The 259-nt window shown below is 35.1% G+C and carries 1 protein-coding gene; it reads right to left on the minus strand.

Going from position 1 to position 259, the window contains the following annotated elements; translation table 11 throughout:
* On the minus strand, positions 1 to 259 hold a 259-nt coding region (locus tag ACVCZW_RS01385), incomplete at both ends, for a hypothetical protein (protein WP_452231470.1).

Here is a 259-nt window from a genome sequence, read left to right on the forward strand (position 1 = left end):
TAAAGCTTCCAGGTTTGCTATGATTGCAGATAAATCTAATTGTGTAGTAATGCCGTCTTCGTCTGTATAATCGATGTTTGTATTGTCTGCGTTTAAAGCAATGGATGTTAAAGTTTCTAAGTTAGCAACATCTAAAATAGTTGGATTTCCATCTTCATCGGTGTAAGTTAATGTTCCGTCGTTGTTGTCTACTAATGTTGTTAAAGCTTCCAGGTTTGCTATGATTGCAGATAAATCTAATTGTGTAGTAATGCCGTCT

This window comes from Lacinutrix sp. MEBiC02595, assembly GCF_053601555.1.